Source organism: Pontibacter ruber (genome assembly GCF_023630205.1).
In the GTDB taxonomy this organism is placed as follows: Bacteria; Bacteroidota; Bacteroidia; order Cytophagales; family Hymenobacteraceae; genus Pontibacter; species Pontibacter ruber.
In genome coordinates this window covers 262,839-277,836 of the sequence record NZ_JALPRR010000003.1, presented here as the reverse complement: position 1 = coordinate 277,836, position 14,998 = coordinate 262,839, and the positions used below count along the sequence as shown (strand labels likewise).

Here is a 14,998-nt window from a genome sequence, read left to right as displayed (position 1 = left end):
GTACGTTTTATTCGTTTGTACCTTTTTCGTTTGGTAGCCAGGTATCATCCAGGTTCTGGTGGCCCATGCCAGGTGTTGGTGCTTCGATGCGGAATACGTGCACCGGCATTTCGTTCGGGCGCAGCTCCACGTAGTTCCACTCATCGGTCCAGGTATACTTGTGCTCTGTCAGCAGGTCGTGTACCACATACTGCTGGTGGCGCTCTATTCCCAGCTCATACAGCGGTACCTTCACCCAGCCCGCTTGTGTGTTATGCGGGTCCAGGTTCACCACCATCAGCATTTTGTTTGTGCGGGCATCATCCCATTTGGCATAGCAGAGCAGCTGGGTGTTGTCGGTATCAGAGAAGTGCACGTTCCAGGTTGTCTGCAGCGCCGGGTTCACTTTTCTGATCTTGTTGATGAGCGTGATCACCTCGCGGATCTTGGTCAGCTTGCCCCAGTCCCAGTGCTTTACTTCATACTTTTCTGAGTTGTGGTATTCTTCTTTGCCTGGTACCGGATCGTTGATGCCAAATTCGTACACCGGCCCATACAGGCCATAGTTGGATGAGAGCGTTGCAGCCATTACCACACGCGTAATATGAGCTGCCTCTCCCCCAGTTTGCAGGGCTACCGGAAGTATATCGGGTGTGTTTGGCCAGAAGTTCGGCCGGAAATACTCGCGCATTTCAGTACGGGTCAGCTCCATGAGGTATTCCTTCATTTCGGCACCCGTATTGCGCCAGGTAAAATAAGTATAGGATTGCGTGAAGCCGATCTTAGCCAGCTGCTCCATTACCCGTGGCCGTGTAAACGCCTCTGACAGGAAAATGACCTGCGGGTGCTGCTGCCGGATCTCACGGATTGCCCACTCCCAGAACCTGAACGGCTTGGTGTGCGGGTTATCTACACGGAAGATGTACACTCCCTGCGCGATCCAGTGCAACAATACTCTTTTCAGTTCCTGCCAGAGGTTCTGCCAGTCGTCGTTTTCGAAGTTAACCGGGAGTACGTCCTGGTATTTTTTGGGTGGGTTTTCAGCGTATTGTACTGTACCATCGGGGCGCCATTTAAACCACTGCGGATGCTCTTTTACATACGGATGGTCCGGGGAACACTGGATGGCAAAATCAAGCGCCACTTCAATACCATGCTCGCGCGCCTGGTGCACAAACTCCCGGAAATCTTCCAGCGTACCCAGATCCGGAAGTATGGCGTCGTGCCCTCCTTCGTCTGCACCAATGGCCCAGGGCGAACCTGGTTCGCCGGGCTCAGAAGTTACCGAGTTGTTTTTTCCTTTTCGGAAGGCGCGCCCTATCGGGTGTATTGGCGGCAGGTAAATGGTGTCAAAGCCCATCTCTGCGATGCGGGGCAGCAGGCGTGCACAGTCCCGGAAAGTGCCGTGGCGGCCGGCTTCCTGTGCCGAAGAACGCGGAAAAAATTCGTACCAGGTGCTGAACAAGGCTTTCTGCCGTTCCACTTCCACACCCAGTTCTTTGTTGTAGAAAGTTGCGTATCGCCGGTCGCTGGCAGCGTCCATCAGTTCGGTTACTTCCCTGCCGGTGGCCAGTGCCACTGCGTCGCCACCTGACAGGCCGCCGCGCAATTGTTCGGCCCACTTGCGCAGCCGTTTACTTTGCCCGGGTTTGCCGAGCGCAGCTGCTTCGTCCATGTAGTTGGCCCCGATCTGCAACTCTACTCCTATCTCCTGGTTGGCTTCGTACTTCTTCTTCAGTCCTTTTTGCCAGGAATGAAAATGATCTACCCAACCCTGTAACGTATAGATGTAGCGCCCCATACTATCCGGGGTAAAAGTGGCCTGCCAGCGATCATTGCCCAGGAACTCCATTGGCACTTCCTGCCACTTCTTCTGCTTTGCGTGGCGGTAAAGCAGCACAGCTTTTACCTCGTCATGCCCGTCGCTGAAGATGTCTGCAGTTACCGTAATGGCTTCGCCAACCACCCGTTTTACCGGGTACTGGCCACAGTTCAGCTCAGGTTTTACATTCTCAATGATAACACGTTTTGTTCCTTCCAGTGCGTCCATGTAGTCTGTTTTGTCCTTTGGATAGTGTAGTTACTGCACTATATAAAATAGGTTACGGACAATATTTATTTAACCAGTAAAACCCTAACTAACGCAAGGGCAACCCTTACCGTTACATTAGTGACGATAAGCCCTCAGGGTACTACAAATACCTAAAAGCAGACAACCAAAACAGCTGTTAGCGAGTTAATAGCTGCTATGTATAACAGCGTATTTTATGGCGATATTAAGAGAGATTGGGACAAAATACACGAAAGATAGCGGCACCACTTTTACTGTCTGGGCACCTGAGGCAGATACCGTAGAAGCCGTACTTACCACATCAAAAGATAAGGCAGCTGTTACCCTGCAGCGGGAAGCGTTCGGTTACTGGACCGGCCTTTCGGAAGAGGCTGCACCCGGAGCACGGTACCTGTACCGGCTAAACGGCGAACTCGAGCGCCCCGATCCTGCTTCACAATCGCAGCCGGAAGGTGTGCACGAAGCCTCTGAGGTAGTGGACCATAGCAGCTTCGCCTGGACCGATGAGAACTGGAAAGGCCTGCCCCTGGAACAACTCATCATTTACGAACTGCACGTAGGCACTTTCTCCGAAGAAAGCACCTTCGACGGAGTGATAAACAAACTGCCAGAACTGAAAGACCTAGGCATTACGGCCATTGAGATCATGCCGGTAGCCCAGTTTCCGGGGAGCCGCAACTGGGGGTATGATGGTGTTTTCCCGTTTGCCGTGCAAAACTCCTACGGTGGCCCGGAGGGTCTGAAGCGCCTGGTGGATGCCTGCCACAAAGAAGGCATTTCCGTGATCCTGGACGTGGTATACAACCACATGGGTCCGGAAGGTAACTACCTGAACGATTTCGGTCCTTATTTCACCGACAAGTATAATACGCCCTGGGGTAAGGCCCTGAACTTCGACGATGCCCACTCCGATCATGTCCGCAATTTCTTTTTCCAGAATGCGCTGATGTGGCTGCGCGATTACCACATAGACGGCCTGCGCCTGGATGCCGTGCATGCCATACTGGATACCGGTGCCAGGCATTTTCTGCAGGAACTACAGGAACATGCTCAGCAACTGGAGGAACAACAGGGCCGCCCCTATCTGCTGATCGCTGAAACAGACCTGAACGATGTGCGCCTGATCAACCCGATAGCCCAGGGTGGCTACGGCCTGGCAGCGCAATGGATGGACGATTACCACCATGCGATCCACACGCTTGCTACCGGCGAAAAAGACGGCTACTATGCTGACTTTGGCAAGCCGGAGCACCTGGTAAAAGCACTGAAGCACTCTTTTATTTACAACGGCATTTATTCCGAATACCGCAAGCGCACCATTGGCAGCGACGCTACCAGTAATCCGGCTAAACAGTTTGTGGTATGTGCCCAGAACCACGACCAGGTCGGCAACCGCATGCTGGGCGAGCGCATCACCAGTCTGGTATCGACGGATATGCTGAAGGTGATAGCTGGCTTATACTTACTTTCTCCTTACACTCCTATGTTGTTTATGGGGGAAGAATACGGGGAAGAGAACCCGTTCCTGTTCTTTGTAAGCCACACCGATGAAGACCTGGTGGAGGCCGTACGCAAGGGCCGCAAAGAAGAGTTTTCTGCCTTTGCCTGGCAGGGAGAAGCACCGGACCCGCAGTCGGAAAAGACATTCAATCAATCAAGGCTGCAGCATAGCTATAAGAAAAACGAAGACCAGAACCAGCTGCGGGAGTTCTATAAAACGCTCATCCAGCTGCGTAAATCCATACTTGTAAACCCGGACAAATCGCAGCTCGAAGCATACTTCGATGATACAGAAAGCGTTCTTCACCTGAACTACTCCGGTACCAACCCAAAATTGCGCTGCCTGTTTAACATAAGTAAACAACCACAGGAAACACAATTGCAAAACGGCCAGCAACTTGAACTCCTGCTGCACTCGGCGGATGCCCGGTGGGGCGGCTCCGGGGAGGAATCCGCCGACACCAGGCCGCAGAACGGAAAGCTTCTACTTCCGCCTGAATCGCTCGTTATATTCCAAAGCAGAACCTAAATGCCATGAACCGATACATCTGCATACACGGGCATTTTTACCAGCCACCCCGCGAAAACCCCTGGCTCAACGAGGTAGAGGTACAGGAGTCAGCACATCCTTTTCATGACTGGAACGAGCGCATCGACGACGAGTGCTACGCCCGGAATTCTGCTTCCCGTATCCTCGACCATGAGGGCACGATCGTGGATATCGTGAACAACTATTCCCGTATCAGCTACAACTTTGGCCCGACGCTGCTGGAGTGGATGGCTAAAAAAGCACCGGATACTTACAAAGCCATTCTGGATGCAGATAAAGAAAGTCAGGCCCAGTACTCCGGGCATGGCTCGGCCTTAGCCCAGGTATACAACCACATGATCATGCCGCTGGCCAACGAGCGCGACATGCACACGCAGGTAATCTGGGGAATCTATGATTTTAAGAAACGGTTTGGCCGCGACCCCGAAGGCATGTGGCTGAGCGAAACCGCTGCAAACTCCCCTACCCTGGAAGTGCTGGCAGAGCACGGCATAAAATTCACGATCCTGTCGCCCTACCAGGCAAAGCGCGTGCGCAAGATCGGAACCAAAGAGTGGCACAATGCCTCGGGGGGTAAGATCGATTCCAGAAAGCCTTACCTATGCAACCTGCCATCGGGCAAAAGCATCGCTATCTTTTTTTACGATGCGCCCGTATCGCAGGGCATTGCCTTTGAGGGATTGCTTAGCAACGGTGATAAGTTTGCAGAGCGCCTGACAAGTTGCTACAGCAGCCACTCCAAGGATCCGCAACTGGTGCACATTGCCACCGACGGCGAAACCTATGGCCACCATCACCGCTTCGGTGAGATGGCCCTCTCCTATGCCCTCAACCACATCGAGCAGGAGAAACTGGCGCAGCGCACAGTGTACGGCGAATACCTGGTCAAACACCCGCCGCAGCACGAGATCGAAATCGTCGAGAACTCTTCCTGGAGTTGCGTGCATGGGGTAGAGCGCTGGCGTAGCAACTGCGGCTGCAACACAGGCGCGCACCCGGAATGGAACCAGGAATGGCGGGGTCCGTTGCGCGAAGCCTTCGACTGGCTGCGCGACCAACTTGCACCGCTCTATGAAACGGAAATGCTAAAACTGGCAGATGATCCCTGGGGCTTGCGTAACAAGTACATCGAGGTGATCATGGATAGGTCGGAGGAGAACGTACTGGAGTTCATCAACTTCAACACCAAGATCGAATCGGACAAAGCGCAGCAGATACGGTTCCTGAACCTGCTGGAAATGCAGTACCACACCATGCTGATGTACACCAGTTGTGGCTGGTTCTTCGACGAAGTGACGGGCATCGAAACAATGCAGGATATCTTTTATGCCGCCCGTGCCCTGCAACTGGCGCATGAGCTTAGCGGCCAGGATTTTGAGACTAACTTTATTGCCATACTTGAAAAAGCAAAAAGCAATGTAGAGGAGGAAGAGAATGCGGGCGTTGCTTACCGCAAAGTAGTAAAAACCACCATGCTGGACCTGCTCCGTGTAGGGGCACACTATGCTATTTCTTCGCTCTTCGCCAAGTACCCTGAGGAACTGGATCTTTACAGTTATAAAGCCACCTCTAAACAGTATAAGCGGCTTGAAGCCGGGCGGCAGCGCATGGCAATCGGTAAGGCAACCATCCGATCCAAGATAACCTGGGAAGAGGCCGAAGTTACCTTTGCCGTGCTGCACCTCGGCGACCACCAGTTGTATGGAGGCGTGCGCCAGTTTGTAAGCCCGGAGGCATTCCAGGCGCTCGAACAGGAAATGACCAGCTCATTCGACAAGGGCAGCGTAAGCGAAGTAATCATGCAGCTCGACAAGCACTTTGAGTCGCACAACTACTCTTTCTGGCACCTCTTTAAAGACGATCAGCGAAAAATACTGGACCAGGTACTGGCCAACACAATGCAGGGTATCGAAAACGATTTCAAGCAGGTATACGACAACAACTACCCGCTGATGCTGGCCATGAAAAACTTTGGCTTGCAACTGCCGCGCCCGCTGCAGCTTACCATCGAATACGTGGTAAACAGCCGGATGCAGAACGTGTTCATAGACGTAGAACTGGATGTTGACGAACTGCTGAAGCTGCACGCCGAAGTACAGCGCATGGGCATTAAGCTCGAAACCGAATCCATCAATTTCTACGCGACACAGCGCGTCGATTCCCTGATGAGAGAACTGGAGCAGGAACCGGAAAACCAGGAACTGATGCAGCTGATCATTGAGCTGCTAAGTGCTCTGGAAAACTCCCCCCTGGAGCCGGATTACTGGCATGCCCAGAACATTGCCTTCCGAATGAAGCAGACCGTGTACAAGGAACACGAAGTGCGGTGCGAACTGAATGATCCCACCTCTCTTAACTGGTGCAAACAATTTCAAACGCTTTACGACAGCCTAAACCTGAAAGCATAACAACACATGGTATATATTCCCTCATCCACATACAGATTACAGATATCTCCTGAATTTAAACTGGAGCATGCCCGGCGCATACTTCCTTACCTGAAAGAGTTAGGAATCAGCACCGTGTATGCGGCCCCTTTCTTCAGTGCAAAATCCGGCAGCGCCCACGGATACGACGTTACGAACCCGCACCAGATCAACCCGGAAGCAGGCACGCTGCAGGAATTCCAGGAGTTGGCAAAAGAGGTGCAGGAACTTGGGATGGGCTGGCTACAGGACATCGTGCCCAACCACATGGCGTTCAGCCCGGAAAACGAGTGGCTGATGGATGTGCTGGAAAAAGGCCCCCAGTCTGAGTTTTATACTTTCTTCGACATCGACTTTAACCATCCTGACTTCAAAGGAAAAGTAATGGTGCCGTTTTTAGGAGAGCCGCTGGAGAAGGTGCTGGAACAGGAACAACTCAAGCTACAATTCACAAATAAAGGTTTCTGCATCAGCTATTTCGACAGCAATTATCCGCTCAACCTGGCTGGCTACGAAACGTTGCTGAACCAGGTAGCAGCTAAAGCAGAAACCGAAGCCGCCGGCGCAGCTCTTAAAGCTAAACTGCACCATCTGCAAATGGTTACTGAATCCGATATTATAGACGGAGAGGGCTGGAAAAAAGCCATCGCAGAACTGCACCAGACACTACACCTGCACAAAGAGCTACAGACAGCATTAAAGCAGGTGCTTCAAAGTATAAACAGCGATCAGAATAAGTTGAAAGAGCTGCTGGAGCAGCAATATTTCATACTTTGCTATTGGCAGGACACCGAAAAGCAGATGGGATACCGCCGCTTTTTTACGGTGAACGAGCTCATCTGCCTGGCCATGGAGCGCAAGGATTCCTTCGACAAATACCACCGGCTTATTAAACAGCTCTGCGATGAGAAACTGGTGCAGGGCCTGCGAGTAGACCACGTAGACGGACTCTACGACCCGGACACGTACCTGCAGCGGCTGCGCGAATTAGCCGGCGAGGAAGTATACCTGATCGTGGAAAAGATACTGGAAGGTGAAGAAAACCTGCCCGACTACTGGCCGATACAAGGTAACAGCGGGTACGATTACCTGGCCTGGGTCAGCAACCTGCTGACTGCACAGGATGGAGAAGAAAAGCTTACCAACGTATACCAGAACCTGGTGCCGGATGCAGCTCCGGATTACGAAGATCTGGTGTTCGAAAAGAAGCGTTACATCCTGGAGCACCACATGCGCGGCGAGCTGCAAAACCTGTTGCGCCTGCTGCAAACCAGCAACCTGATGCCGCAGGAGCAGCCGGAAGAACAGGTACGTGAAGCCCTGACCGTGTTGCTCGCCGCTTTCCCCGTGTACCGCATTTACGGCAGCAGCTTTCCGTTGCCGGAGGGCGCGCTGCCAGTCGTTGATAAAGCCTTTGCAGAAGCACGCAGGCGTGCACCACAGTCGGAAGCTGCCCTGATGCACCTGCGTAGCCTGTTCGAGGCTAACGAACATGAAGATGAGGAGCGAAAGAAGCAGAAGTTATACTTTGTGATGCGCACCCAGCAGTTTACAGGTCCGTTGGCTGCCAAAGGTGTGGAAGACACGACCTTCTACAACTATAACCGCCTCATTGCCCTGAACGAAGTAGGCAACAGCCCCGCTATCTTCAGCCTGAGCCGGGAGGAATTTCATGAGCGGATGAAGTATAAACTGGAGACGTACCCGCACTCGCTTAACGCCACTGCCACCCACGATACCAAGCGGGGCGAAGATGCCCGTACCCGCCTGTTCACCCTGAGCGAAATACCGGATGAGTGGGAAAAGCAGGCAGCCCAATGGATGGAAATTGCAGAGAAGAATGCGCGTGAGGTTAAGATCACGCGCAACGATTTATACTTCCTGTTCCAGACGCTGCTTGGGGTGATGCCGATGGATGGCAACGTAGATGATACACTCATTCAGCGCCTGGAGGAGTTTCTGCCTAAAGCCCTGCGTGAGGCAAAAGCAAACTCGAACTGGACCGAACCGAACGAGAAGTATGAAGATGCGCTGAAAGGCCTGACGAAACAGCTGCTGCAAAAAGACGAAGCGTTCATGGCTTCCTTTAAGCCTTTCTTTAAACGGGTGGCGCACTACGGCTGGCTCAGCTCCCTGACGCAGACCTTGCTCAAACTTACATGCCCGGGCGTGCCCGATGTATACCAGGGCTGCGAGTTCTGGGATTACAGTCTGGTAGATCCGGACAACCGCCGGCCGGTAGATTACGAGCTGCGCCAGCAGTACCTGCAGGAGATCCGGCAGCAGGAAAAAAACGACCCGCAGCAACTGCACCAGCAATTACTGCAAAACCCTGCCGATGCACGCGTAAAACTATACCTGCTCAGCAAAACCCTGCACCTGCGCCGCCAAATGCAGGAACTGTTCAGCAAGGGCAACTACCTGCCTTTAACTGTGATAGGAAGTAAGGAAAACCATGCCATGGCATTTGCACGGCACTACCAGGGGCAGTGGTGCCTGGTGGTGGTACCCGGCCTGCTGGCGAGCCTTGTGAAAGAAGATGAGCTGCCGTTAGGCGAACAGGTTTGGGGCGATACAAGTATAGAACTGCCTGCTGATCTGCCCCAGCAATGGCAGCATGCATTCTCACAGGAAGAAGTAAAGGCAGAACAAAATAAACTTTCTCTGTCAACGCTCCTTAAAACTTTTCCGGTGGCGTTGTTAACTGCCGAAAGCTAGTTACTGGTTATTCGTTTATAGTTGTTCGTTATTAGTCGGTTGGGTTCGTTAAAGCCTATACAACTAACTTTTTAACTTTTTAGCTCTCTAATTCCCAAATTCTTTTACCCTACTATGATCATACCAAAACGCAGCAGCGGCATCTTATTGCATATCACCTCCCTCCCCTCGCCTTTCGGCATCGGTGACCTGGGTCCCGAGGCGTATAAGTTTGCAGACCGTCTGGCCGAAGCCGGGCAGCGGTACTGGCAGATCCTGCCGCTTAACCCAACGGAGGTAGGCTACGGCAACTCGCCTTACAGCAGCCATTCGGCCTTTGCTTTTAACCCGCTCCTGATCAGCCCTGAGCTGCTGGTAGAAGACGGACTGCTGGAACAGGAGGACCTGAAGCTGCCCCATAAGTTCAGCGACGCTAAGGTTGAGTATGAACCGGTGACCATTTTCAAAAGAGGGTTATGGGAAAAGGTTTTTGCCAACTACCGGCGTACGGCTCCGCATAAGTTAAGCCAGGAGTTTGAGCATTTTAAAAAAGAGCATGGCGCCTGGCTCGAAGACTACTCCAGGTACGTTGCCTTTAAGAACCACTTTGCTGACCAGAAATGGACCGAATGGCCCGACGAGATCCGGAACCGGAAAAAGCAGGGTCTGAAACAATTGTCAGAGGAACTCGCAGAAGACATCGAGCACGAGCAACTGCTGCAGTTTCTTTTCTACCGCCAGTGGGAACAGCTCAAAGCGTACTGCGCAGCCCGTGATATTACCTTTATTGGGGATATGCCTTTTTATGTGAGCCACGACAGCGCCGACGTCTGGGCTAACCCGAAGATTTTTAAGCTGGATAAAGAAGGCGCTCCTACCGCTGTCTCAGGGGTTCCACCGGACTACTTCAGCGAGACCGGTCAGCTTTGGGGCACTCCCGTGTTTAACTGGAAAGCCCTGCAAAAAGACAACTTCGACTGGTGGGTGCAACGGATAGCGCACAACCTGCGGCTGTTCGGGCTGCTGCGCCTTGATCATTTCCGCGCCTTCTCTGCTTATTGGGAAGTGCCGGCAGATGAGGAAACAGCCATCAACGGCAAGTGGGTGAAAACGCCCGGTGCCGAACTCTTAAGCATCATACGCGAGCGCTTCCCGGATATGCCCATCATTGCCGAAGACCTGGGAGACATCGACAAACCTGTACGCGACCTGATGGAGCAGTTTGATTTGCCCGGCATGCGTGTGCTGCTCTTTGGCCTCGGGGAAGACATGGCGCAAAACATATATGCCCCCCACCTGTACGTTCCGAACTGCATTGCCTATACCGGTACACACGACAACAGCACGGTTCGTGGCTGGTACGAGAAAGATGCAGCTGCCGGAGATAAAAGGCGCCTCCGCGACTACAGCCGGCAGGAAATATCCAAACAGAATGTACATGAAGTGATGGCGTGGCTGGCTTACATGTCGGTGGCACAACTAGCTATACTTCCGGTGCAGGATATTTTGGGATTAGGGGCAGAGGCCACCATGAACAAGCCTTCCACGTCGGATGGCAACTGGGCTTGGCGTCTGAAGCCGGAGCAGTTCTCGAAGCAGGAATCTAAAAAGTTAAAGAAACTGGTGCAGCTCTACGGAAGATAGCGCTGTACCAGCCATACTACTTTTATGTATATGTGCATAAGCAGTTATACTTAGAACAACATAAGTTGCTCATTTTTTGTTTGTTATAGTGGATAATATTGCTATTTTAGTTGCTCAGAACAAGTATAGCTGTCTTACTCCACTCCTAACCTTAAACAAAAATGGCATTCTCTACATCTGAACTTCCTCTGGGTACGGTCGCCCCAAACTTTGCATTACTCGATACGGTATCGGACCGGCTGGTTTCGCTGCATGACGTGGCCTCCAAAAAGGCAACCGTGATCATGTTTATGAGCAACCATTGCCCACAGGTGCAGCATGTACTCCCAAAGCTAATCTCTATCGCGCGGGAGTATCGGCAGCAAGAGGTGAACTTTGTAGCCATTAATGCTAATGATGCAGAAAGCTTTCCGGAGGACGGACCGCAACAGATGAAAGCGCTCGCACGTGAACTGAATTTTCCTTTCCCATACCTTTACGACCAGACCCAGCAGGTTGCCCGCACCTTCCATGCGGTCTGCACACCCGAGTTCTATGTCTTTGACCGTAACATGCGGCTGGCGTACCATGGCCAGTTTGATAGTTCAAGACCCAAAACAGCACAACCCATAACCGGGCAAGACCTTACACAGGCACTTGAGGAACTGCTGGCGGGTCAGGCTGTTAGCCATGAGCAGAAACCGGGCGTAGGCTGCGGCATTAAATGGAAGGGCCAGTCTCGGATGGCAGGGTAGGCTGCTCTTCGTTCAGCAGTTCAGCCATGGCATTGGCATGGTCCAGGTACTGGGAAGTATAAGCATCGTTGGCAGCATGGATGTAGAGCGTGGTCCTGCCCAGCACGGACTTGATGATCTCTTTATGTTCCTTCATCGGTAAAGCCGGGCAGCCCAGGCTTCGGCCCAGGCGGCCTGTTTGTTTGATGAACGCTTCACTCGCATACTCAGCGCCATGCATCACCACGCAGCGATCACGGGCATTGGTATTGAACGCTTCGTCCAAGCCATCCAGCCGCAACGATAATCCATGCTTGCCTTGGTAGGTATCCTGTGTCACGTAAAAGCCGATGCTGCTCATGTAGGATTTGTCGTCGTTTGAGAAACTTTCTGCAAACTCTTCACCGGAATTCCGGCCGTGGGCGACGTACGTATTGTGCAGCACTTTTTTGTTTTCCAGGTCGAGTACCCATAGCCGCTTGTTTGTAGAAGATTTGGTAAAGTCGACGATGGTAAGCACCTGCTTGTCTGACAATCTTCCTTCGCGCTTCAGGTTGTAATAGCCTGTTAATGCTTTGTCAAACACCTCGAAACGGAGGCCCTGCTGCTGCAAGCCCATCTGCTCATAAAGCCCATATGCCACCTGTTCAAACTGTACCACCTTCAGCTCTGCGATGCGGGCTTTCAGGTTCCTGGCACTACCAGACTTTGCCGCGGTTGTGCCTACCGGTGTGGCAACTGGCGAAAGTATAAGTGGGGCAAACAGAGGGAGCAACCTTTTTGCAACACGTTTCCGCTTACTCCTCCAATTCTGTCGTCTCATAAGATTATCTTTCTTTGGTGTAACTTATTTGTACGGACTACACAGCACTCAGTTCGTCTGCCACACCAATCCCACTCTCCGCCTTCATCCTGCTTTACACTCCGAAGTATATTTTTTCTGGCGCTGGTACCTTTTTGGCTAAAATACTGTTATACATTCCGATATGCGGAAATTTGATAATACCATGCGCAGAAATAGCTCCCGAATACTCCCTTTTATACTTTATACTTTACTGGTGCTGCTGGTGGCAGGCTGTGGTGGCAAACAAACCTTGCGGGGCGTACTTAAACCGCAATCGCCCTACGAGCGTTACGCCTCTTCGCTGAAAGACACCAACCTGGACCATACCGCTCTGGGAAAAGATTGGCTGGCAGCAGGCGAAAAAGCGTTACACGACTCCATCTCTGTTACCTTGCCTTTTAAGGAAACAGGCTACTTTGCTGCTGACAGACCCCGGGCGCTCAGCTACCGTATACCTGCCAACCGGGGAGAACAAATCATTGTGCACCTGGAGCTGAAAGCAAAGGAAACCTTCCAGGTGTTTATGGATCTCTTTGAAGTACCATCCGGCGACAACCCGAAACCCAGGCACCTGGCCACAGCAGATACAACTTCTGCTACACTGACCTACGAGGTAGAAGAAGACCAGCAGCACCTGCTGCGCGTGCAGCCTGAGTTGCTAAGAAGCGGGCAGTATACCATCACGATCCAGAAGCAGCCAACGCTCGCCTTTCCGATACCCGGCAAAACGAGCCGGAACATTGCAAGCATTTGGGGCGATCCACGCGATGCAGGCGCACGGCGCCACGAAGGGATTGATGTGTTTGCACCGCGTGGCACACCTGTTATCGCGTCCACTGCTGGCGTGATCCGGAGTGTAAGCACCAACCCCAGGGGCGGTAAGGTAGTATGGCTCACAGATCTCAGCCGCGGCCAGAGCCTGTACTATGCGCACCTCGACAGGCAATCGGTTACTCCAGGCCAGCGGGTGGTTGCAGGCGATACACTGGGCTTTGTGGGCAATACCGGCAATGCTAGTTCTACTGCGCCGCACCTGCACTTCGGCATTTACCGCTACGGGCAGGGCGCTACCAATCCTTATCCGTACGTGCACCAACCTACGGAACCTGTACCGCCGGTTAAAGTAGATGCTACTCGCTTAGGTACCTGGGTGCGGGTAGCTACCAGGCAGGCCAATACCAGGCTACAACCCTCCGTAAAATCGTCAACTTATAAAAGCCTTCGGCAACACACGCCCCTGCAGATAACCGGGGCAGTAGCCAGTTGGTACCGGGTGCGCCTGCCCGACAACACAGAAGCCTACATTGCCAGCAACGTTGTCGAAAGTATAAACAAGCCCATCCGCTACAAGAAGCTGCAGCAGGACCAGCCGCTGCTGGATGATGCGCACCCCAAGGCAGCCCCCATGGAACAGTTGTCAGCCGGCAGCTCTGTACCGGTTGTTGCCATGTTTCATACGTTCGGGTTGGTGCGGCAGCAGGACGGGCGCCTCGGCTGGATTTCGATAGCTGAGTAAGCATCAGAAAGAGAAGGGAGCGGTAGCGCAGGTTTGGGTTTTATAGTTATATTTGAAGTATAAAAAACACTGTTTAACGCTCACAACTTTACGATTTTTGAAGTTAGCTGCCATTGATATCGGTTCGAACGCAGTGAGATGCCAGATCTCCAACGTGTTGAACCACAACGGGAATGTTATTTTTAAAAGGGTAGAATACATCCGCTACCCGATGCGCTTTGGCGAGGATGTGTTCAGCACCGGCTACATCAGCGAACCAAAGATCCAGAAGTTCATCAAGTTACTACACGCCTGTAAGCTGCTGATAGAGGTGCACGACATCGATCATTTCATGATCTGTGCTACATCTGCCATGCGCTCTTCCCTGAACGCGCCGGAAATACTGGAACGGGTGCGGGAAGCACTGGGCATCGAAATACAGGTGATTGACGGCGTAGCAGAAGCCGACCTGATCAACAAAGTGATCGTTAATTTCCTGGACGAGCGCAACTACCTGCACATCGACGTGGGTGGTGGCAGCACTGAGTTCAACATTTACGTGAATCGTGAAAAGATGGCCTCGCAGTCGTTTGAGCAGGGTTCTATCCGCCACATGCACGGCGTAGACTCGCAGGAGCTTTGGAACAGCATGCGCCTCTGGATCGAGGAGAATACCCGCAAATACCACCTGAGCCGCGCCATCGGTACGGGCGGTAACATCAACAAGATTTTTGAGCTGGCCGGCAAAACCGTAGGCAAACCCATCTTCCGGAAACAGATTGAGGAGATTGTAGACCGCATCGCAGGCATGACCATGGAGCAGCGCCTGACCGAGCTGATGCTGAACCCGGACCGTGCCGATGTGATACTTCCTGCCGCTGAGATTTACCTCTCGGCCATGAAATGGGCAAAGCTCGAAAGTATGCTGGTGCCGGCCGTTGGCCTGAAAGACGGTATGATCCATGCTCTTTACGAGCAGTTTCACTCCGAGCGCTTCGTAATTAACAGCATCAATTAAGATTCCTTTTAACCAGGTATAAAAAAGCGATCGCCCGGACCAAAGCCCGGGCGATCGCTTT

At 52.5% G+C, this 14,998-nt stretch carries 9 protein-coding genes; 7 read left to right on the top strand and 2 right to left on the bottom strand.

Going from position 1 to position 14,998, the window contains the following annotated elements; translation table 11 throughout:
- Positions 1-7: 7 nt before the first annotated feature.
- A complete protein-coding gene (locus MJ611_RS13050) occupies positions 8-2,029 on the bottom strand; it encodes an alpha-1,4-glucan--maltose-1-phosphate maltosyltransferase (protein ID WP_250430256.1) in 2,022 nt (673 codons plus the stop codon).
- Between the two features lie 217 nt (positions 2,030-2,246).
- On the opposite strand from MJ611_RS13050, the gene treZ reads away from it, so the two are divergent.
- The 5 genes from treZ to MJ611_RS13025 all read left to right on the top strand — a co-directional run bounded on the left by treZ (position 2,247) and on the right by MJ611_RS13025 (position 11,601).
- The gene (treZ, locus tag MJ611_RS13045; RefSeq protein WP_250430255.1) at positions 2,247-4,079 is read left to right on the top strand and encodes a malto-oligosyltrehalose trehalohydrolase; all 1,833 of its coding nucleotides are present in this window, start codon (positions 2,247-2,249) and stop codon (positions 4,077-4,079) included.
- A gap of 5 nt (positions 4,080-4,084) precedes the next feature.
- Positions 4,085-6,508, top strand: a complete 2,424-nt coding sequence (locus MJ611_RS13040) for a DUF3536 domain-containing protein (protein WP_250430254.1) — start codon at positions 4,085-4,087, stop codon at positions 6,506-6,508.
- A 6-nt stretch (positions 6,509-6,514) separates the two neighbouring features.
- The gene (gene treY / locus MJ611_RS13035; RefSeq protein ID WP_250430253.1) at positions 6,515-9,244 is read left to right on the top strand and encodes a malto-oligosyltrehalose synthase; all 2,730 of its coding nucleotides are present in this window, start codon (positions 6,515-6,517) and stop codon (positions 9,242-9,244) included.
- Positions 9,245-9,358: 114 nt separating this feature from the next.
- Positions 9,359-10,867 (top strand): 4-alpha-glucanotransferase, encoded by a 1,509-nt coding sequence (gene malQ, locus MJ611_RS13030; RefSeq protein ID WP_250430252.1) that lies wholly within the window; start codon positions 9,359-9,361, stop codon positions 10,865-10,867.
- 161 nt (positions 10,868-11,028) lie between these two features.
- Entirely contained in the window at positions 11,029-11,601 is a 573-nt protein-coding gene (locus tag MJ611_RS13025; RefSeq protein ID WP_250430251.1) for a thioredoxin family protein, read from the top strand.
- Here MJ611_RS13025 and MJ611_RS13020 read toward each other — a convergent pair.
- On the bottom strand, positions 11,567-12,403 hold the full coding sequence (locus tag MJ611_RS13020) for a murein L,D-transpeptidase catalytic domain family protein (protein WP_250430250.1): 837 nt from the start codon (positions 12,401-12,403) through the stop codon (positions 11,567-11,569). The genes MJ611_RS13025 and MJ611_RS13020 overlap by 35 nt on opposite strands.
- A 184-nt stretch (positions 12,404-12,587) precedes the next feature.
- Here MJ611_RS13020 and MJ611_RS13015 point away from each other — a divergent pair, with 184 nt between their 5' ends.
- Both MJ611_RS13015 and MJ611_RS13010 read left to right on the top strand, forming a co-directional pair.
- On the top strand, positions 12,588-13,940 hold the full coding sequence (locus MJ611_RS13015; protein WP_250430249.1) for a M23 family metallopeptidase: 1,353 nt from the start codon (positions 12,588-12,590) through the stop codon (positions 13,938-13,940).
- A 97-nt stretch (positions 13,941-14,037) separates the two neighbouring features.
- The gene (locus MJ611_RS13010) at positions 14,038-14,937 is read left to right on the top strand and encodes a Ppx/GppA phosphatase family protein (RefSeq protein ID WP_250430248.1); all 900 of its coding nucleotides are present in this window, start codon (positions 14,038-14,040) and stop codon (positions 14,935-14,937) included.
- The last annotated feature ends 61 nt before the right edge of the window (positions 14,938-14,998 follow it).

What these genes read in the sequence shown, in the direction of transcription:
- MJ611_RS13020 (WP_250430250.1), bottom strand. Translation starts at nt 12,403, where the DNA reads ATGAGACGACAGAATTGGAGGAGTAAGCGGAAACGTGTTGCAAAAAGG.
- treY (WP_250430253.1), top strand. Translation starts at nt 6,515, where the DNA reads ATGGTATATATTCCCTCATCCACATACAGATTACAGATATCTCCTGAA.
- MJ611_RS13015 (WP_250430249.1), top strand. Translation starts at nt 12,588, where the DNA reads ATGCGCAGAAATAGCTCCCGAATACTCCCTTTTATACTTTATACTTTA.
- MJ611_RS13025 (WP_250430251.1), top strand. Translation starts at nt 11,029, where the DNA reads ATGGCATTCTCTACATCTGAACTTCCTCTGGGTACGGTCGCCCCAAAC.
- MJ611_RS13050 (WP_250430256.1), bottom strand. Translation starts at nt 2,029, where the DNA reads ATGGACGCACTGGAAGGAACAAAACGTGTTATCATTGAGAATGTAAAA.
- MJ611_RS13040 (WP_250430254.1), top strand. Translation starts at nt 4,085, where the DNA reads ATGAACCGATACATCTGCATACACGGGCATTTTTACCAGCCACCCCGC.
- treZ (WP_250430255.1), top strand. Translation starts at nt 2,247, where the DNA reads ATGGCGATATTAAGAGAGATTGGGACAAAATACACGAAAGATAGCGGC.
- malQ (WP_250430252.1), top strand. Translation starts at nt 9,359, where the DNA reads ATGATCATACCAAAACGCAGCAGCGGCATCTTATTGCATATCACCTCC.